Raw genomic sequence first — 17,651 nt, forward strand, 5'->3', positions numbered from 1 at the left:
GTCACGCCTCCGCGGGCAGCGCGACGGGGGCCCCGCCGGCCGCCATCGAGGCGTCGACCGCCTCGAGCACGCGCACCACGCGCAGACCATCGCGCCCGTCGCTGCGGGGCGTGGCGCCCGTGCGGCAGCACTCCACGAAGTGGCCGACCTCTGTCGCGAGCGGCTCGCTCATCTTTATGAACGGCGCCGTCACCGCTCCGAAGCGCAGTGCGAGGTCCTCGCCGTAGCCGAGCGCCTCGGCGGGCTCGACGCCCTTGTCGTAGATCCAGACCTTCTCCGACTGCATGTCGTCGAAGACGAGCATCTTCTTCGTGCCGACGATGGTGAACTTTCGTACCTTGTGCGGATCGAGCCACGACACGTGGATGTTAGCCATGCGCCCGCTCGGGAAATGCAGGTTCGCGAAGACGGTGTCCTGGACACCGGCGTTGATGTAGGCGGCGCCGTTCGCCGAGACGGAGTCCGGCGCCTCGCCGAGCAGGTAGAGCACGATGGAGACGTCGTGCGGCGCGAGCGACCAGAACGCATTCTCCTCGGTGCGGACCTTCCCTAGGTTGAGGCGCTGGGCGTAGAGATAGAGCACGTCTCCCAGCTCGCCCGAGGCGATGCAGTCGCGGATGTGGTTGATCGCGGAGTGGTACTCCATGAGGTGCCCGACCATGAGCGTCAGACCCCGCTCGTCCGCGAGGGCGACGAGCGCCTCGGCGTCCGCGGACGTGAGCGTCAGCGGCTTCTCGACGAAGCAGTGCTTCCCCGCCTCGAGCGCGCGCTTCGCGATGGCGAAGTGCGTCGGCGCCGACGTCGCGATGACGACCGCGTCGACGTGCGTGCCGTCGAGCATCTCATCGAGGTCCGTCGTCGTCGGCACGCCGGGATGCGCGGCCTTCAATCGCGCGAGGTTGCGCTCGCTGACGTCGCACGCGGCGACGAGGTCCGCGTCCTCGAGACGAGCGAGGTTCCGCACCAGGTTGGGGCCCCAGTATCCGTATCCGACGACGCCGACGCGGAGCCGCTCGCCGCCCACTTAGAGGAGCACCACCTTGTCGCTGCTGAACGACTTGAGCGCGTTGCGCGTGTCGAGGATGAGCGGGGCGTGGCGAACGACCATGTCGTAGTCGAGGTTCGCGTGGTTCGTCACGACGAGCACCGCGTCGCAGCTCTCGAGCAGCTCCGGCGTGAGAGGCGCGCTGCGCATGACCCGCGAGTCCGCGAGGAACTCGGCCACATGCGGGTCGTGGTAGATGAGCTCGGCCTCCCGTTCGAGGAGGAGCTCGGCGATCCGTATCGCCGGCGATTCGCGCATGTCGTCGATGTCCGCCTTGTAAGCGACACCGAGCAGGAGCACCCGCGAGCCGGCGAGCGGCTTGCGGTGCGTGTTGAGCGCGCTCATCAGGCGTGTCACCACGTAGTACGGCATGTCCTCGTTGACCTTACCGGCGAGCTCGATGAACTCCGTGTGGAAGTCGAACTCGCGCGCCTTCCACGACAGGTAGAAGGGGTCGATGGGGATGCAGTGCCCACCGAGGCCGGGGCCCGGATAGAACGGCATGAAGCCGAACGGCTTCGTCTTCGCCGCGTCCACGACCTCCCAGATGTTGATGCCCATGCGGTCCGACAGACGGAGCAGCTCGTTGAGGAGCGCGATGTTGACGCACCGGAAGATGTTCTCGAGAAGCTTCGTCATCTCAGCGGCACGGGTGCTCGACACCGCTACGACCGTGTCGATGAAGCGCGAGTACATCTCGACCGCGTGCTCGGTGCACGCCGGCGTGACACCCCCGACGACCTTGGGAGTGTTGCGCGTCTGGTAGGTCGGATTGCCGGGATCGACCCGCTCGGGGCTGAAGGCCAGGAAGAGGTCGACGCCGACCCTGAGGCCACCCGCCTCGAGGATGGGCTGCACGACCTCCTCGGTGGTGCCGGGGTACGTCGTCGACTCGAGCGTGACGAGCATGTCCGCGTGCAGGTACGGGGTGATCGACCGCGCGGCGGCCTCCATGAAGGAGGTGTCCGGCTCCTTCATCGTGTCGAGCGGCGTCGGCACGCAGATGACCACGGCATCGCACCCGGAAGCCTCGGAGAAGTCGACCGTCGCGCGGAGGAACTCCTCTCTCACGAGCGGAGTGAGCACGTCGGAGGGCACGTCGGGGATGTAGCTGTCTCCCGCGTTGATCCGGGCGACCTTCTCCTCGGTCACGTCGAAGCCGACGACCCGGAAGCCCGCCTTCGCCATCTCGACCGCGAGCGGAAGGCCCACGTAGCCGAGTCCGACGACCCCGAGGACCGCGCTGCCGTCGGCGAAGCGCTCCTTCAGTCCCATTCGCTTGTGCCCCGCCCTTTCGCCGCCGGTTCCCGCGTGCTCATTTTATCGCAAACATGAGCTCGCCCGCGCAGGCGAGCTCGTCGCCCACGTGAGCTTGCGCGTCACCGAATCCGAGCGGGCCACGCGAGCGCGTGATGCGCACCTCGAGGCGAAGCTCGTCGCCCGGACGGACCTGCCGCTTGAAGCGGACCTTGTCGATACCCGCGAAGAGCGCGATCCTGCCTCGGTTCTCCTCCAGGGAGAGCAGCGCGACCGCACCGACCTGTGCCATCGCCTCGACGATCAGGACTCCCGGCATCACGGCATACCCGGGGAAGTGACCGGGGACCCAGAACATGTCGTCGCGCACCGAGAGCGTCCCGGTGGCCGCGACGCCCGGCTCGTACGACTCGATGGTGTCTACGAGCAGGAACGGCGCGCGATGCGGGATGATCGCCTCTATACCCTCACGATCGAGCATGTCTTCGACCTCCTCAGTCGGTCTCGTCGACGCGGACCTGCGCGCCTACGTCGCACAGCTTCTGAACGAATCCTTCGTAACCGCGCAGGATGTGGTGGATGTCGCCGACGACGGTCTCGCCGTCGGCCGCCAACCCCGCGAGGACGAGCGCGGCGCCCGCGCGTAGGTCCGGGCTGCGGACCGGGGCTCCCGAAAGCTGGTCCACGCCGCGCACGAGCGCGTGGTGCCCCTCGATGCGGACGTCGGCGCCCATGCGCGTGAGCTCGTCGGCGAACATGAAGCGGTTCTCGAAGACGTTCTCCGTGATCACGCTGTTGCCGCCGGCCATGGACATCAGCGTCATGAACTGCGGCTGCATGTCGGTCGGGAAGCCGGGGTACGGCAGCGTCGCCACGTCGACGGGAAGCAGAGGCCCCGTCCTCTCGATGAGCACTCCGTCAGCGAGCGCCTCGACGCGGCAGCCCGCCTGCTCGAGCTTCGCCAGCACCATCTCCATGTGGCCGGGATCCACTCCCCGCACCGTGAGCGGCCCTCCCCCGATCGCGCCGGCGACGAGGTACGTCCCCGCCTCGATCCGGTCGCCGATCACGGAATGCTGTGCGGGATGAAGGGTGCGCACCCCTTCGACGGTGAGCGTCTGCGTGCCGGCGCCTTCGATACCGGCGCCCATCTCGTTGAGGAACGCCGCGAGGTCCTGTATCTCGGGCTCTCGCGCCGCGTTCTCGATGGTGGTGGTCCCCTCGGCGAGCACCGACGCCATGAGCAGGTTCTCCGTCGCCCCCACGCTCGGGAAGTCGAGGACTACGTGACCTCCGACGAGACGATCGGCCTTCGCGTCGATGAAGCCGTGGCCACCACCGATCTCGACGCCGAGATGCTTGAGCCCGGAGATGTGCATGTCGATCTTGCGCGTGCCTATGTTGCATCCGCCGGGTAGAGCGACGTGGGCCACGCCGAGCCGGCCCAGCAGCGGTCCGAGGACGACGATGGAGGCGCGCATGCGCGCGACCATCTCGTACGGGGCCTCGTGCGAGGTCAGTTCCGTGGCGTCGACCCGAAGCGAGCCGTCACAGCGCTCGACGCGCACGCCGAGACCCGCCAGCACGTCGCACATCGTCGCGACGTCGGTGATGTCGGGGACGTTGCGGATGACCGAGACGCCGGGGGCGAGGATGGCGGCGGCCATGAGCTTGAGCGCCGAGTTCTTCGCGCCGCCGACGCGAACTTCCCCGCGCAACGGGCGCCCGCCGGTGATGCGGATGGAAGCCATGTCGCCAGCGTAGCACACGAAAGAGCGGCGACCCTCCAGGGACCGCCGCTCCGTCACCATCTTGTCGACGCGCTCAGGCGCGCTTCCCGCCGACCTTCAACTGCGCCTCGTACCACTTGAGGTCGCGCTCCGTCTCGGCGAGCCCCGGCTCGTCTTCCTTGGGCAGGTCCTTCAGACGCTGCACGACGAGATCGCGGGCATGCCGGGCACGCTCGACGTCGATCTGCGACGCCGACACCGCCTGGTCGGCGAGGACGATGACCTTGTCCTCGTGGACCTGCAGGTAACCACCGGCGATCGCGAACCACTCGATCTCGGACTCGCTGTCGCCGTAGCGCACGCGGATCTCACCCGGAGCGAGCACCGTCACGAGAGGCGCATGCAGCGGCAGGATGCCGATCTCGCCTTCGAGCGTCGGGGCGACGACCATCCGCACCTCGTTGGTGTATAGGATGCGCTCGGGCGTGACGATCTCGCATAGGAGGGTGCGTGCCATCTTCGCGTGCCCTAAGCCGTCGCCGCGAGCCCGGCGGCCTTCTCGAGGGCCTCCTCGATGGTGCCTACGTAGCGGAACGCCTGCTCCGGCACGTCATCGTGCTTGCCCTCGACGATCTCCGCGAAGCCGCGGATGGTGTCCTCGAGCTTGACGTACTTGCCCTCCATGCCGGTGAACTGCGCGGCGACGAAGAACGGCTGGGAGAGGAACTGCTGTATCTTGCGGGCCCGGGTGACGGCGAGCTTGTCCTCTTCGGAGAGCTCGTCCATGCCGAGGATCGCGATGATGTCCTGCAGGTCCTTGTAGCGCTGGAGGATCTGCTGCACGGCGCGCGCGACGCGGTAGTGCTCCTCGCCGACGACGTCCGCGGAGAGTGCGCGCGATGACGAGGCCAGCGGGTCGACGGCCGGATAGATGCCGAGCTCCGAGATGGAGCGCGACAGGACCGTCGTCGCGTCGAGGTGCGTGAACGCCGTGGCCGGCGCGGGGTCCGTCAGGTCGTCGGCCGGGACGTAGATCGCCTGGACCGAGGTGATGGAGCCGCGCTTGGTGGAAGTGATGCGCTCCTGGAGCTCGCCCATCTCTGTCGCGAGGGTGGGCTGGTAGCCGACCGCGGAAGGCATGCGGCCGAGCAGCGCCGAGACCTCGGAGCCCGCCTGGGTGAAACGGAAGATGTTGTCGATGAAGAGCAGGACATCCTGGCCCTGGTCGCGGAAGTACTCGCACGCGGTGAGCCCCGCGAGACCGACGCGGAGACGCGCGCCGGGCGGCTCGTTCATCTGACCGTACACGAGGCACGTCTTCTCGATGACGCCCGACTCCTTCATCTCGATCCAGAGGTCGGTGCCCTCACGGGTGCGCTCGCCCACGCCCGTGAACACGGAGGTGCCGCCGTGCGCCTGGGCGAGATTGTTGATGAGCTCCATGATGATGACGGTCTTGCCGACGCCCGCACCGCCGAAGAGGCCGGTCTTGCCGCCCTTGATGTAGGGCTCGAGCAGATCGACGACCTTGATGCCCGTCTCGAAGATCTCGGTCTTGCTCTCGAGGTCCTCGTAGTGGGGAGGCTCGCGGTGGATCGGGTACGAGTCCTCCGCCTTGACCTCGGGGCCGCCGTCGATGACCTCACCGAGCACGTTGAAGATGCGGCCGAGCGTCGAAGGCCCGACCGGCATCATCATCGGCCCGCCGGTGTCGATGGCGGACATGCCGCGGGTGAGACCGTCGGTGGAAGACATCGCTACCGCGCGCACGACGTTGCCTTCGAGGTGCGCCTGCACCTCTGCGACGAGGCGCAGGGTGCCGACGGGCGTCTCGGCGTCGACCGTGAGCGCGTTGTTGATCGACGGCATGGTGTCCGGCCCGAACTCGACGTCGATGACCGGGCCGATGACGCGCACTATGCGTCCGGCGTTCATAGGCGTTTCCTTCTCCTTGGGATCTGCCATGTCAGGCCTCCTCGAGTGCGGCCGCGCCGCCGACGATCTCGGCGATCTCGTTCGTGATGGCCGCCTGCCGGGCCCTGTTGTAGCTTCTGGTGAGCGTGGTGATCATCTCGCTGGCGTTATCCGTCGCGGACTTCATGGCCGTGCGGCGCGCGCCCTGCTCGGACGCGGCCGACTCCATGAGCGCGCGATAGACGAGCGTCTCGACATACGTGGGGAGCAGCCGCTCGAGGACGGTCGCGGAGTCCGGCTCGAAGAGGTACTCCGGCCGCACACCGAGGTCGCCCTCGGCCTCGTCCATCACCCGGTGCTCGATGGGGAGCAGCTGGTGGACCTCCGGCTTCTGCTCGGCGACGTTCTTGAAGCGGTTGAAGATGACGTAGACGGCGTCGAGCTCGCCCGCCGTATACGCGCCGATGACGTGCCCCGCGATGGAGTGCGCGTCGGCGAAGGTGGGCTTGTCCGAGATGTCGCGATACGCGGAGACCGGCTCCACGCCCCGATAGCGGAAGTAGCCGATCGCCTTCTTGCCGACGAGGATGAGGTCTGTCTCGACCCCGACCGCGCCCTCGTCGCGCACGATGTCTCCCGTCAGGCGCAGGATGTTCGCGTTGAACGCCCCGCACATGCCGCGATCTGACGTGACCGCGATGACGCACACGCGCTTGCGGTCCGGATGCTCCTCGAGCAGCGGATGCGAAGCTCCCTGCACGTAGCGCGCGACGTTGCCGAGGACCTCGACCATCGAGAGGGCGTAAGGGCGCGCGGACTCGATGCGCTCCTGCGCCTTCTTGATCTTCGCCGTGGCGACCATCTCCATGGTGCGCGTGATCTGGCGCGTCGACTCGACGCTGACGATGCGGTCCTTGATGTCGCGGAGGTTCGGCATGCCTGGCCCCTACGCCACCGAGAACGACTGGGAGAACTCTTCGAGCGCCTTGCGCAGCTTGGCCTCCGTGTCGTCGGAGATCACCTTCTCCGACGCGATAACCTTGCCGATCTCCGGGTACGCGCTCTCGACGAACTCGAGGAACTCGTCACGGAACCGAAGCACGTTCGCGACCTCGTAGCCGTCGAGATAGCCCTTTGTGCCCGCGAAGATCGCCATGACCTGGCGCTCGACGGGCATCGGCACGTACCGGCCCTGCTTGAGGAGCTCGACGAGGCGCGCGCCGCGCGAGAGCGTGGACTGCGTCGACTTGTCGAGGTCCGACCCGAACTGCGCGAACGCCGCGAGCGAGCGGTAGTTCGCGAGATCGAGCCGCAAGCTTCCGGCGACCTGCTTCATCGCCTTGATCTGGGCGTCACCGCCGACGCGCGACACCGAGATGCCGACGTTGATGGCGGGGCGCACGCCCTGGAAGAAGAGGTCGGACTGGAGGAAGATCTGCCCGTCCGTGATGGAGATGACGTTCGTCGGGATGTAGGCCGACACGTCGCCGGCCTGGGTCTCGATGATCGGCAGGGCCGTCAGCGAACCGGCGCCGTTGGCGTCGCTCATCTTGACGGCGCGCTCGAGCAGACGGCTGTGCAGGTAGAAGACGTCGCCGGGATACGCTTCGCGGCCCGGAGGGCGGCGCAGCGTCAGCGACATCTGGCGATATGCGACGGCCTGCTTCGAGAGGTCGTCGTAGATGCACAACGTCGCGGCGTTCTTCTCGTACATGAAGAACTCCGCCATGGCGCACCCGGCGAGCGGCGCGATGTACTGGAGCGGAGCGGGATCGGACGCGGTCGCGGAGACGACGATGGTGTAGTCCATCGCGCCGTGGTCCTCTAGCGTGCGCACCACGCCGGCGATCGTGGAGGCCTTCTGGCCGATCGCGACGTAGACGCAGACGACGCCCTGACCCTTCTGGTTGATGATCGTGTCGACGGCGATGGCCGTCTTGCCGGTCTGGCGGTCGCCGATGATGAGTTCGCGCTGACCGCGTCCGATCGGGATCATCGAGTCGATGGCCATGATGCCCGTCTGGAGCGGCTCGTGGACCGGCTTGCGCGCCACGACGCCAGGGGCCTTGAACTCGATCGGACGATGGCCCTCCGCCTGGATCGGGCCCTTGCCGTCGACCGGCTGTCCGAGCGGGTCGACGATGCGGCCGAGGAAGCCGGAGCCCGAAGGGACCTCAACGATGCGGCCCGTCGTGCGCACGGTGTCGTTCTCGCGGATGAGCGAGGTCTCGCCCAGCAGGACCGCACCGACCTCATGCTCGTCGAGGTTGAGGGCCATGCCGTAGACGACCTTGCCTCCGTCGCCGACGAACTCGAGGAGCTCGCCGGCCATCGCGCCCTTCAGGCCGTCGACGTGAGCGATACCGTCGCCGACAGCCATGACGGTGCCGACCTCCCGCACGTCCACCGCGGGGGTGAACGACGCCAACTGGGCCTTGAGGACCGAGTCGATGATGCTTGCGGTGATGTCCGCCACTTACGCCTCACCTCCCTGGTGTGCAGTACAGAGAGCGGAACGTACGTTGTCGAGCATGGAGGAGACGCTCCCATCGAGGACGCGTCCTCCGACGAGTATGCGGATCCCGCCGATGAGGGAGGGATCGGTGCGCTCGCGCAGCGTCACCGGGTGGCCGACGAAAGCGGCCACCTTCTGCGCGACCTTCTCGCGCAACGCTGCGTCGAGTTCCACGGCCGTGGTCACCTCGGCGACCACGACACCGCGCTCCTTCTCGGCGATCTCGCCGAACGCGCGAGAGAGATCGCCGAGAGAACCGGCCATGTCGCGCTCGACCATCAGCGTGACGACGGCGAGGGCCTCCGGAGAGACGCTGCCCCCGAAGATGTCTCGGAGCACGTCACGCTTCTTCTCGACCGGCAACGATGTGTCGACGAGCGCCTCGCGCAGTTCGACGTGCCCCCTGACCGCCTTGACCACGTTCTTGACGTCCTCGTCGACCTCGTCCACAACGCCCGCGAGCGTCGCCAGGTCGAAGAGCGCGGACGCGTACGTCCCGACGTCGTCGCTAGTTCTCATGCAGTGTCCCCACCTCTGCGATGTACCGCTCGATGAGGGCCGCATGGTCCTCCTTCTTCAAGGAGGCGCCGATCAGCTTGCCGGCGACCGCGACCGAGAGATCGGCGACGGCGGCCTGGAGCTCGGCCATCGCGGCTGTCTTCTCGGCGGCGATGGCAGCGATGGCCTTGACCTTCTCGGCCTCCGCCTCTTCGCGGGCCTTCGCCACGATCTCGGACTTCATGGTCTCGGCGATCTTGCGGCCTTGCTCGATGACCTTGGCGGCTTCCTGGCGCGCCTCGTCCATCTGTACCTTGTACTCCTCGAGCAGACGCTCGGCCTCCACGCGGGTGGCCTCCGACTTCTCGAGGGACTCGCGGATCTTCTCGGCGCGATCGTCGAGCATCTTCACGATGGGCGGGAAGGCGAACTTCGCGAGCACCGTGAAGAGCACGAGGAACGAGATCAGCGATACGAGTATCTCGGGCAGGAACTCATGGGGCAGGATCGCTTCCATCTGTCACGACCTCCTGAGGTCACTAGAGGGTGACTACTTCACGCCCATGAGGACGAACGCCAGGACGAAACCGAGCAATGCGATGGCCTCGGCGAGCGCGAGGGCGATGAACATGGTCGTCTGGAGACGACCGGCCATCTCGGGCTGGCGCGCCATCGACTCGATGGTCTTGCCGCCGATCATGCCGATGCCGAGGGCGGGGCCGATCGCCCCGAGACCGAACGCTAGACCTGCACCCAGAACCGAAAGCGAACCGATCACGATGATCCTCCTTACGCGCCTGTCATTACCGAACCGGATCCCACACTCCTAGTGATCGCCCGCATGCACCGCGCCGTTGATGTACACGGTCGTCAGGATGGCGAACACGTATGCCTGGATGAACGCAACGAACACCTCGAACGCGTACATGATGATCTGCATCGCCAGCGGCAGCAGCGCGATCGCCTTGCCGGCGAGCGACGCGTTCCAGAGCATCACGGTGAAGATGCCGAAGATGCCCAGGATCACGTGTCCCGCGAACATGTTCGCGAAGAGACGGATCGAGAGCGTCAGCGGCCGGATGAAATGGCTGATGATCTCGAGCAGGGCGACGAACGCCGCAAGAGGCGCGGCCACGCCCTTCGGCCAGAAGCTCTTGAGATAGCCCCACGCGCCGTGCCGCTTGATGCCGATCGCGTTGTAGACGATGAAGACCATGATGGCCCACGTGACCGTCGTTCCCATCGTCCCCGTGCCGGGCTTGAAGCCCGGGATCAGACCGAGGAGGTTGTTGAAGAGGACGAAGAAGAAGATCGTCCCGACGAACGGGAGGTACTGCTTCCCCTCCGGCCCGATGACGTCGACGAGCATGCTGTCGCGGACGAACTCGATGCCCATCTCCGCGACGTTGCCGATGCCCTTGGGCACGAGCGATACCTTTCGCGACGCCACCACGAAGAAGGTCAGCGTCAACACGAAGGCCACGAGCAGGAACAGCATGTACGTGCTCAGTCCGCCCGGGAAAACGGGCTTGGAGGCGAGCTCTTCCAGCAGGACGGTAACCTTGTCGCCGAGTCCCTCCACGTACTACCTACCTCCTTCCGCGACCGAGCGAGACGCTCGGGACGCCCCGAACACCTCGACCATCACCGTCACCAAGAAGCCCACGACGAGCCCCACGCCGAACGGCGCGAGCCCACGCCGGGCCCACACGAAGTACGCGAGTAGCGCGAGTAGCACGAGTAGCATGCGCCCCACCATGGCCACGGCGCTCTTCGCCATGCCGACCAAGGGGTCCTCGGGAGTCACGAGCCGCGCCGAACGCCGGGATGCCAGAAGCAGGCCCACACCGAACGCCAGGCCGATCACGAATGCCGTTCCCGGTCTTGAGAGCAGCGCCGGGAGGTTATCGAACACACCGGAAGACAGTTTGAGACACCCCTATTGCAGCGTTGTCATACCTCGAGGATCGAGCCTCGGAATGGCCTGTCGGCCGACCGGGGCCCGGAAAGCTTGCCCATCGTACACCAAGGGATTCGGTCCAACAAGGCGAAGTAAGAGAGTCAGGATCTATCCTCGACACCATGCTGATGGGCCGATTCGAAGAGGCCGAGCCAGCTAGCCATGACCCCCGAGAGCAGCGCGAGTACCACGAACGTGACCAGCCTGATGAGCGCCGGCGCGAAACGCATCCCGTACGCGCCCACGGCGAGGGCCGCCGACCACACGTAGATCACGATGACGGTCTGCCGCTGCGTGAAACCGCGTCCGAGCAGGCGATGGTGGATGTGCCCACGATCGGCTTCGTGCAGGGGTCTCCCGTGGAGGGTACGGCGGATTATCGCGGAGACGGTGTCGAAGATGGGCACCCCGATGATGAGCAGCGGCACGACGAGGGTGACCGCCGCGACGGACTTCATCACTCCGAGCAGGGCGATGGAGGAGAGCGCGAAGCCCAGGAAGAGCGCTCCCGAGTCGCCCATGAAGATCGAGGCCGGGCTGAAGTTGTAACGGAGGAACCCCACGCACGCCCCGATCAGCGCGCACGCCATCGCCGTCGCCTCCAGCTGGTTGCTCTGGCTCGCGAGGACGAGAAACGTCGTGGCCGCGATCGCCGTGACGCCGGCCGCGAGTCCATCGAGCCCGTCGATCAGGTTGATGACGTTGCTGAAGCCGACGATCCAGAAGAGCGTCACGGGTATGCCCAGCAGCCCGAGCGCGAGCAGGCCTCCGCCGAAGGGGTTGGCCACGAAGTCGACCCTCACGCCCGCTGCGATGACGATCCCGGCTGCGAGAGCCTGTCCGGCGAGCTTGCCTCCGGCACGAAGGTCGAATATGTCGTCGAGCAGCCCGACGACGAAGATGACCGCGAGACCGCCCGCCACACCCGCGACCGGCCACCCGCCCGAGAGCAGCCCGCCACCCCAGTGGAGGAAGCGCTCCCCGATCGCCTGGAGAGAGACCGCGGCGGCGAAACCCACCACGATCCCGAGGCCGCCGATGCGCGCGATCTCGCCCTCATGCACGTTGCGCCCGCCCGGCTTCGCCACGACGCGCCAGCGGACGCCCAGCGCCCGGACGAGCGGGGTGACCGCCCACGTGACGCCCGCCGCGACCGCCACCAGCGCGAGATAGTGTCGGGGACTCACTACTCGGGCCCCTCGAGAGGGAGGCGCGTCACTGGGATGCCCGCCTCCTCCAGGAGCTGTTCCGAGAGCTGATCCGGGTAGGGCTCGCCGAACACGATACCCACGACCCCCGCGTTGATGAGTATCTTCGCGCACAGGACGCATGGCTGATGCGTGGTATAGCACGTCGCGCCGTCGATGATGATGCCGTGCTTCGCGGCCTGGATGACCGCGTTCTGCTCCGCGTGGATACCGCGGCACAGTTCGTGGTTCGACCCGGATGCGATGCCCCGCTGCTCGCGGAGGCATCCGACCTCATCGCAGTGGGCCAGGCCTCTCGGCGTGCCGTTGTAGCCCGTCGCGAGGATGCGGCGCTCTTTGACGAGGACAGCGCCCGTGTGGCGGCGCAGACATGTCGAACGGCCGGCTACCTGACCGGCGATGGCCATGAAGTACTCGTCCCAAGACGGGCGCTTCGCCCGTTCGCTCGTCACTGGGGACCCCTCAGCGCGTGCCGAAGAGACGGTCGCCGGCGTCGCCGAGTCCCGGGACGATGTAGCCGTGGTCGTTGAGGTGACTGTCGACCGCGCACGTGTAGATGCGCACGTCGTCGCACGACCGCCGGACCTCCTCGATGCCCTCGGGCGAGGCGATGATGCACAGGAGGTCGATGGCGTTGGCTCCGCGCTCGCGCAGGACCTGCACCGCGGCGGAGGCCGAACCCCCGGTCGCGAGCATCGGGTCGACGATCAGGATGTCCCGCTCGCCGATGTCCTCCGGGAGCTTGCAGTAGTACTCGATGGGCTTGAGCGTCGTCGGCTCGCGGTAGAGGCCGATGTGACCGACCTTCGCCGCGGGTATCAGCTCGAGGATGCCCTCGACCATGCCGAGGCCGGCTCGCAGGATCGGGATGACCGCGACCTTCTTCCCCGCGAGGACGTGCGTCGTCGTCTCGGTGATCGGGGTGGTCACAGTCGTCTCGGCAAGCTGGAAGTGACGCGTCGCCTCGTACGCCATGAGCATCGCGAGCTCCTTCACCAGCTCGCGGAACTCCTTGGCGCCGGTCCCGATGTCACGGAGGATGGACAGCTTGTGCTGGATGAGCGGGTGGTCCATCACGTGCACATCGTCCCAGCGGTGACGCTCCATCGGTCCTCCTCTTTCCGGTCCTTGTCGGCTAGAGCTCGGGATAGAGCGGGTGCGCCTCGATGAGAGTACGCGCGTCGGCGCGCACGTCGGCGAGGAGCGCCTCGTCGTCGCGACCGAAGATGGCCTGAGCGACCAGGCAACCCACGGTATGCGCCTCGCCCGCGGTGAAGCCCCTGGTGGTGATGGCTGCCGAGCCGACGCGTATGCCGCTCGTGACGAACGGGCTCTGCGTGTCGAAGGGGATCGCGTTCTTGTTCGCGGTGATCCCGAGGCCCTCCAGCAGCTTCTCCGCGTCCTTGCCGGTGATCCCGGCTGGGCGCAGGTCCACCAGGCAAAGGTGGTTGTCCGTGCCGCCGGAGACGAGCCGCAGTCCGCATTCGACCATGGCCTCCCCGAGCGCCGCCGCGTTCGCGACGACGCGGCGCGAGTACTCCTTGAAGTCGGGGCGCAGCGCCTCGCCGAACGCGATCGCCTTAGCCGCGATGACGTGCATGAGCGGCCCGCCCTGCATGCCCGGGAAGAGCGTTTTGTCGATGGCCGTCGCGTGCTCGGCCTTGCACAGCACGAAGCCGCTGCGCGGGCCGCGAAGCGTCTTGTGGCTGGTGGAGGTGACGAAGTCGGCGTGCGGCACGGGCGACGGATGGAGGCCCGTCGCGACGAGACCGGCGATGTGCGCCATGTCGACGAGCAGGTAGGCGCCGACCTCGCGCGCGATGTCCGCGAACGCCTCGAAGTCGATGATGCGCGGATAGGCGCTCGCCCCGGCGACGATCATCCGGGGCCGGCACTCCCGCGCCACCGCCCGCACCTCTTCGTAGTCGATGGTCTCCGTCTCAGCGCTGACGCCGTACGTGCACACCTCGTAGATCTTCCCGGAGAAGTTGACGGGACTGCCGTGCGTCAGGTGGCCTCCGTGCGCGAGGCTCATCCCGAGTATCTTGTCGCCGGGTTCCAGCACCGCGAAGTAGGCCGCCATGTTCGCCTGCGATCCCGAATGTGGCTGCACGTTCGCATGCTCGGCGCCGAACAGGAGCTTCGCCCGCTCGATCGCGAGCTCCTCGACGACGTCGACCTGCTCGCACCCCCCGTAGTAGCGCTTGCCCGGGTAGCCCTCTGCATACTTGTTCGTCAGCACGGTCCCCGCGGCCTCGAGCACCGAGACGGACGCGAAGTTCTCCGAAGCGATGAGTTCGATCGTGTTCCGCTGCCTGGCGAGTTCGGCATCGATGGCAGAAGCGACCTCAGGATCCGTCTGCGGGACGAAGCGTAGAGGCATCAGGCGTCACTCCGCTCTTCGAGGGCTGCGATCTTCTTCAGTCTTCGCACGTGCCGGTCCCCGCCGTCCCAGGGCGTCGCGATGAAGGCGTCGACGATGCGGTGCGCCGTCTCGGGATCGGTGTAGCGGCCCGCCAGCGTCAGGACGTTCGCGTCGTTATGGGCGCGTCCCATGCGGGCGAACTCCGGATCGGTCGCTTGGACCGCCCTCACGCCGGGCACCTTGTTCGCCGCGATCGCCATGCCGAGCCCGGTCCCGCACACGAGGACGCCGCGATCCGCCTCGCCCGATCCGACCGCGCCGCCGACCAACGCAGCGTAGTCGGGATAGTCGACGGACTCCTCGGAGTCCGTACCGACGTCGACGACGTCGTGACCGTCGGCGCTCAGCCAGACCTTGACGGCTTCCTTCAGGACGAAGCCGGCATGGTCGCTCCCTACCCAGATACGCATGCAGTCCTCCGACGACTACGGACAAGGCGCCCGAAGGGCGCCGCCCGGCGATTGTACCAGTCAATAGGTCAGGCGGCGGCGACCCGCATGACGTCCTCGGTCGCGACGGCACCTTCGCGCAGGATCTCGGGCAAGGCACCTGTGCAGTCCACCACAGTGGACGCGATGCCGTGCAGCGTCTCGCCTCCGTCGAGCGTCAGGTCCGCGGCTGCGATGATGCGCGGCTCGAGCTCCTCGAAGGCGCTGGCCGCCGGATTGCCGGACGTGTTCGCCGACGTCGCGATTATCGGACCTCCCGAAGCGAGGATGAGCTCACGCACGATCTCGTGATCCGGACAGCGCAGCGCGACGGTGCCCCGCTCGTCCGTGAAGTCCTTGCTCACGCGCTTCGACGCCTTCACCACGATCGACAAGGCACCGGGCCAGAACGCCTCGGCGAGCCGGTGCGCGTAGTCGGGCACTTCGATCCCATACGTATCGAGGGCCTTGTCGTCCTCCACGAGCCACGGCAGGGGCTTGTGGGCCGAACGCATCTTGATGTCGATGATCTCCTGGGGGCCTATGCACGAGTCGGCGCTCGCGCCGATGCCGTAGACGGTCTCCGTCGGGAAGACGACGATGCCGCCTTTGCGCAGGACCGTGGCCGCCAGGTTGATGGCTTCTGCGGAAGGGTTCTCCTGATCCACGTGGATGACCTTGCTCATAGCTCGTTCGCCTCCGTCGCTCGCCCGATGACGACCCGAGGGCGACCGGTCAGGTCGCGTCGGGTCTGTACTCCTTCATACCACGCCCGCATGACTATGGCAGCATCATCGACGCGCGTCTCGTCGAGTTCCATCGCCAGAACGCCTCCCGGCCTCAGCCAACGCGAAGCTTCGGCGATGATGCGCCGCGCCGTATCGAGACCGTCTTCACCGCCGTCGAGAGCTCGCGCGGGTTCGAAGCGCGCCACCTCGCCCGGAAGAGCGGCGATATCGGCCGTCGGCACATAAGGCGGATTCGCGACGACGGCGTCCACGCCCCCGAGAAGATCCGGCGGTAGCGGCGCGAACAGGTCGCCCTCGAGCACCGTGACTCTCCCGGCGAGGCCGAGGCGGGCCGCGTTCTCGCGCGCGGTCAGCGCGGCGTCGCGATCGATGTCGGTCGCCCAAACGCTCGCGCCAGCCTCCTGCGCGAGGGCGAGCGCCACGCATCCCGAGCCGGTGCAGAGGTCGACGACGACCGGCGACGGCCCCGCCGCTTCCAGCACCGCTTCGACGAGTGTCTCCGTCTCGGGCCTGGGGATGAAGACTCCCGGGCCGACGCGGACGACGAGGTGGCGGAAGGGCATCTCGCCAGTGACGTGCTGGAGCGGCTCCCCCTCAGCGCGCCGGCGCACCCCCTCGCGCAACGTCGCGCGCTCGTCCTCACTCAGCGGGCGGTCCCACAGGGTGTAGACCTCGACGCGCGAAAGACCGGTGGCGGCGCAGATGAGCCATTCCGCCGATCTGCGCGGAGCCGGGTCGCCGTGCTCGTCCAGGTAGCCCGACGTCCACTCCAGCGCGTCCCGCACGGTCCAGACGCGCGCGCCCATCCTAGACGACCGCCGCCAGGCGCGCGGCGCGGTCCGCCGCGGCGAGCGAGTCGAGCAACTGCCCGATGTCGCCCATCATGATCGCCGGCAGGTTGTGCACGGTGAGGCCGATACGGTGATCGGTTATGCGGTCCTGCGGGAAGTTGTACGTGCGGATCTTCTCCGAGCGATCTCCCGACCCGATCTGGGAGCGGCGGGCGGCGCCGACCTCGGCCCGCTGGCGCTCGAGCTCGACCTCGTAGAGGCGCGCGCGCAGGACTCGCATCGCCGCTTCCTTGTTCTGGAGCTGGCTCTTCTGGTTCTGCGACTGGACGACCGTCCCCGTCGGGACGTGGGTTATGCGCACCGCCGAGTCGGTCGTGTTAACGGACTGCCCGCCCGGACCGGACGAGCGGTAGACGTCGATGCGCAAGTCCCCGGGGTTGATCTCGATCTCCACGTCCTCCGCCTCGGGCAGCACCGCCACGGTCGCGGTCGACGTGTGTATGCGGCCCTGCGACTCGGTCTCGGGCACGCGCTGCACGCGATGGACGCCCGACTCGAACTTCATCCTCGAGTAGGCGTTCTTGCCCTTCACCATGAAGCTGACTTCCTTGAAGCCGCCGGCGTCGGACTCGGAAGAGTCGATCTCCTCGACCTTCCAGCGTTGCGTCTCAGCGAAGCGTGTGTACATGCGGTAGAGGTCGCCCGCGAAGATCGCTGCCTCGTCCCCGCCCGCCCCTGCGCGGATCTCGATGATGGTGTTCTTCTCGTCGTTGGGGTCGGGGGGCAGCATCATCACCTTGAGCTCGTCCTCGAGCGAAGACAGCCGCTCCCCGAGGTCGCGGACCTCGTCGGATGCCATCTCGCGCAGCTCGTGGTCGGTCTCGGAGTGGGCCATCTCCTTCGCCGACGCGAGTTCGTCGAGCGCGCCGACGTACTCGCGCGCCTTGGCGGCGAGAGGCCCTTGGGCGGCATGCTCCTTGGCGAGGCGCGCGTACTCGCGCTGGTCGTCGACGACGGCCTGATCGCCCAAACGGGCCGTCAGAGCGTCGTAGGCCGCGATGATCCTGTCCAGCTTGGCGCGCATAGGGTCTGGAGTCTCCCGGGGAGTAGTGTTTCGGCGCTCGGATTCTA

Annotated in this window: 21 protein-coding genes; all 21 read right to left on the reverse strand. The window is 67.3% G+C overall.

Annotated features, from left to right (window positions below; all coding sequences use genetic code 11):
- Window position 1: 1 nt before the first annotated feature.
- On the reverse strand, window positions 2-1,024 hold the full coding sequence (locus WC971_08670) for a Gfo/Idh/MocA family oxidoreductase (GenBank protein MFA5844884.1): 1,023 nt from the start codon (window positions 1,022-1,024) through the stop codon (window positions 2-4).
- Window positions 1,025-2,320, reverse strand: coding sequence for a nucleotide sugar dehydrogenase (locus WC971_08675; GenBank protein ID MFA5844885.1), 1,296 nt, complete (start codon window positions 2,318-2,320; stop codon window positions 1,025-1,027).
- 40 nt (window positions 2,321-2,360) lie between these two features.
- Window positions 2,361-2,783, reverse strand: a complete 423-nt coding sequence (gene fabZ / locus WC971_08680; GenBank protein MFA5844886.1) for a 3-hydroxyacyl-ACP dehydratase FabZ — start codon at window positions 2,781-2,783, stop codon at window positions 2,361-2,363.
- Window positions 2,784-2,796: 13 nt separating this feature from the next.
- Entirely contained in the window at window positions 2,797-4,053 is a 1,257-nt protein-coding gene (gene murA / locus WC971_08685) for a UDP-N-acetylglucosamine 1-carboxyvinyltransferase (protein ID MFA5844887.1), read from the reverse strand.
- A gap of 73 nt (window positions 4,054-4,126) precedes the next feature.
- On the reverse strand, window positions 4,127-4,549 hold the full coding sequence (gene atpC, locus WC971_08690; protein MFA5844888.1) for an ATP synthase F1 subunit epsilon: 423 nt from the start codon (window positions 4,547-4,549) through the stop codon (window positions 4,127-4,129).
- Between the two features lie 11 nt (window positions 4,550-4,560).
- On the reverse strand, window positions 4,561-5,997 hold the full coding sequence (gene atpD / locus WC971_08695; GenBank protein ID MFA5844889.1) for a F0F1 ATP synthase subunit beta: 1,437 nt from the start codon (window positions 5,995-5,997) through the stop codon (window positions 4,561-4,563).
- A 1-nt stretch (window position 5,998) separates the two neighbouring features.
- Window positions 5,999-6,883, reverse strand: coding sequence for a F0F1 ATP synthase subunit gamma (locus WC971_08700; protein MFA5844890.1), 885 nt, complete (start codon window positions 6,881-6,883; stop codon window positions 5,999-6,001).
- Between the two features lie 9 nt (window positions 6,884-6,892).
- Window positions 6,893-8,422 carry a F0F1 ATP synthase subunit alpha gene (gene atpA, locus WC971_08705; protein ID MFA5844891.1) on the reverse strand — a complete coding sequence of 510 codons (1,530 nt, stop codon included), beginning with the start codon at window positions 8,420-8,422 and terminating at the stop codon, window positions 6,893-6,895.
- Entirely contained in the window at window positions 8,423-8,980 is a 558-nt protein-coding gene (atpH, locus tag WC971_08710; GenBank protein ID MFA5844892.1) for an ATP synthase F1 subunit delta, read from the reverse strand. It lies immediately after the preceding gene.
- Window positions 8,970-9,476, reverse strand: a complete 507-nt coding sequence (gene atpF / locus WC971_08715) for a F0F1 ATP synthase subunit B (GenBank protein ID MFA5844893.1) — start codon at window positions 9,474-9,476, stop codon at window positions 8,970-8,972. Before atpF ends, atpH begins: the two co-directional genes overlap by 11 nt.
- 33 nt (window positions 9,477-9,509) lie before the next feature.
- Window positions 9,510-9,743, reverse strand: a complete 234-nt coding sequence (gene atpE / locus WC971_08720; protein ID MFA5844894.1) for a F0F1 ATP synthase subunit C — start codon at window positions 9,741-9,743, stop codon at window positions 9,510-9,512.
- Window positions 9,744-9,785: 42 nt separating this feature from the next.
- A complete protein-coding gene (gene atpB / locus WC971_08725) occupies window positions 9,786-10,541 on the reverse strand; it encodes a F0F1 ATP synthase subunit A (GenBank protein MFA5844895.1) in 756 nt (251 codons plus the stop codon).
- 3 nt (window positions 10,542-10,544) lie between these two features.
- A complete protein-coding gene (locus WC971_08730) occupies window positions 10,545-10,874 on the reverse strand; it encodes a hypothetical protein (protein MFA5844896.1) in 330 nt (109 codons plus the stop codon).
- A 146-nt stretch (window positions 10,875-11,020) separates the two neighbouring features.
- A complete protein-coding gene (locus tag WC971_08735; protein ID MFA5844897.1) occupies window positions 11,021-12,106 on the reverse strand; it encodes an MraY family glycosyltransferase in 1,086 nt (361 codons plus the stop codon).
- On the reverse strand, window positions 12,106-12,579 hold the full coding sequence (locus WC971_08740) for a cytidine/deoxycytidylate deaminase family protein (protein MFA5844898.1): 474 nt from the start codon (window positions 12,577-12,579) through the stop codon (window positions 12,106-12,108). Before WC971_08740 ends, WC971_08735 begins: the two co-directional genes overlap by 1 nt.
- A 10-nt stretch (window positions 12,580-12,589) precedes the next feature.
- Entirely contained in the window at window positions 12,590-13,234 is a 645-nt protein-coding gene (gene upp / locus WC971_08745; GenBank protein MFA5844899.1) for a uracil phosphoribosyltransferase, read from the reverse strand.
- A gap of 28 nt (window positions 13,235-13,262) precedes the next feature.
- Window positions 13,263-14,510 (reverse strand): serine hydroxymethyltransferase, encoded by a 1,248-nt coding sequence (gene glyA / locus WC971_08750; protein MFA5844900.1) that lies wholly within the window; start codon window positions 14,508-14,510, stop codon window positions 13,263-13,265.
- On the reverse strand, window positions 14,510-14,962 hold the full coding sequence (rpiB, locus tag WC971_08755; GenBank protein ID MFA5844901.1) for a ribose 5-phosphate isomerase B: 453 nt from the start codon (window positions 14,960-14,962) through the stop codon (window positions 14,510-14,512). The genes glyA and rpiB overlap by 1 nt, the downstream gene beginning before the upstream one ends.
- 68 nt (window positions 14,963-15,030) lie before the next feature.
- Window positions 15,031-15,666 (reverse strand): L-threonylcarbamoyladenylate synthase, encoded by a 636-nt coding sequence (locus tag WC971_08760; protein ID MFA5844902.1) that lies wholly within the window; start codon window positions 15,664-15,666, stop codon window positions 15,031-15,033.
- A complete protein-coding gene (gene prmC, locus WC971_08765; protein ID MFA5844903.1) occupies window positions 15,663-16,535 on the reverse strand; it encodes a peptide chain release factor N(5)-glutamine methyltransferase in 873 nt (290 codons plus the stop codon). The genes WC971_08760 and prmC overlap by 4 nt, the downstream gene beginning before the upstream one ends.
- Before the next feature lies 1 nt (window position 16,536).
- Window positions 16,537-17,604: a peptide chain release factor 1 gene (prfA, locus tag WC971_08770; protein ID MFA5844904.1), complete on the reverse strand. Its 1,068-nt coding sequence runs from the start codon at window positions 17,602-17,604 to the stop codon at window positions 16,537-16,539.
- Window positions 17,605-17,651: the final 47 nt, after the last annotated feature.

The organism is Coriobacteriia bacterium, assembly GCA_041658765.1.
In the GTDB taxonomy this organism is placed as follows: Bacteria; Actinomycetota; Coriobacteriia; order Anaerosomatales; family JBAZZO01; genus JBAZZO01.

Coding starts and splice junctions, on each gene's coding strand:
- WC971_08760 (MFA5844902.1), bottom strand. CDS start 15,666: ATGAGCAAGGTCATCCACGTGGATCAGGAGAACCCTTCCGCAGAAGCC.
- murA (MFA5844887.1), bottom strand. CDS start 4,053: ATGGCTTCCATCCGCATCACCGGCGGGCGCCCGTTGCGCGGGGAAGTT.
- WC971_08700 (MFA5844890.1), bottom strand. CDS start 6,883: ATGCCGAACCTCCGCGACATCAAGGACCGCATCGTCAGCGTCGAGTCG.
- rpiB (MFA5844901.1), bottom strand. CDS start 14,962: ATGCGTATCTGGGTAGGGAGCGACCATGCCGGCTTCGTCCTGAAGGAA.
- upp (MFA5844899.1), bottom strand. CDS start 13,234: ATGGAGCGTCACCGCTGGGACGATGTGCACGTGATGGACCACCCGCTC.
- atpH (MFA5844892.1), bottom strand. CDS start 8,980: ATGAGAACTAGCGACGACGTCGGGACGTACGCGTCCGCGCTCTTCGAC.
- fabZ (MFA5844886.1), bottom strand. CDS start 2,783: ATGCTCGATCGTGAGGGTATAGAGGCGATCATCCCGCATCGCGCGCCG.
- atpF (MFA5844893.1), bottom strand. CDS start 9,476: ATGGAAGCGATCCTGCCCCATGAGTTCCTGCCCGAGATACTCGTATCG.
- prfA (MFA5844904.1), bottom strand. CDS start 17,604: ATGCGCGCCAAGCTGGACAGGATCATCGCGGCCTACGACGCTCTGACG.
- glyA (MFA5844900.1), bottom strand. CDS start 14,510: ATGCCTCTACGCTTCGTCCCGCAGACGGATCCTGAGGTCGCTTCTGCC.
- prmC (MFA5844903.1), bottom strand. CDS start 16,535: ATGGGCGCGCGCGTCTGGACCGTGCGGGACGCGCTGGAGTGGACGTCG.
- atpD (MFA5844889.1), bottom strand. CDS start 5,997: ATGGCAGATCCCAAGGAGAAGGAAACGCCTATGAACGCCGGACGCATA.
- atpC (MFA5844888.1), bottom strand. CDS start 4,549: ATGGCACGCACCCTCCTATGCGAGATCGTCACGCCCGAGCGCATCCTA.
- WC971_08675 (MFA5844885.1), bottom strand. CDS start 2,320: ATGGGACTGAAGGAGCGCTTCGCCGACGGCAGCGCGGTCCTCGGGGTC.